Origin of the sequence: Staphylococcus sp. OJ82, assembly GCF_000294465.1 — a bacterium.
Lineage (GTDB): Bacteria > Bacillota > Bacilli > Staphylococcales > Staphylococcaceae > Staphylococcus > Staphylococcus equorum.
Map to the genome: position 1 here is coordinate 1 of NZ_ALPU01000017.1, position 753 is coordinate 753.

Annotated in this window: 1 protein-coding gene; it reads right to left on the bottom strand. The window is 38.5% G+C overall.

Annotated elements, in window-relative coordinates; all coding sequences use genetic code 11:
• Positions 1-753: hypothetical protein (locus SOJ_RS13535; RefSeq protein WP_037539679.1), on the bottom strand; the 753-nt coding region annotated here is incomplete at both ends.

Consider the following 753-nt stretch of genomic DNA (forward strand, 5'->3'; position numbering starts at 1 on the left):
TTCTGATGTACTTAGTGATTCACTTTCGCTTAATGACTCAGATGTACTTAGTGATTCACTTTCGCTTAATGACTCAGATGTACTTAGTGATTCACTTTCGCTTAGTGATTCTGATGTACTTAATGACTCACTTTCACTTAATGATTCTGAGGTACTTAATGACTCACTTTCACTTAGTGATTCTGAGGTACTCATTGATTCACTTTCACTTAGTGATTCCGAGGTACTCAACGATTCGCTCTCGCTTAGTGATTCCGACGTACTTAGTGATTCACTTTCGCTTAGTAATTCTGATGTACTTAGTGATTCACTTTCGCTTAATGACTCAGATGTACTTAGTGATTCACTTTCGCTTAGTGATTCTGATGTACTTAATGACTCACTTTCACTTAATGATTCTGAGGTACTTAATGACTCACTTTCACTTAGTGATTCTGAGGTACTCATTGATTCACTTTCACTTAGTGATTCCGAGGTACTCAACGACTCACTCTCACTTAGTGATTCTGACGTACTTAATGATTCACTTTCGCTTAGTGATTCCGATGCGCTTAATGACTCACTTTCGCTTAACGACTCGGACGTACTTAATGATTCGCTTTTGCTCAGTGATTCCGACGTACTCAATGATTCACTTTCACTTAGTGATTCCGATGTACTTAATGACTCACTCTCGCTTAACGACTCCGACGTACTTAATGACTCACTTTCACTTAATGATTCTGACGTACTTAACGATTCGCTTTCGCTTAG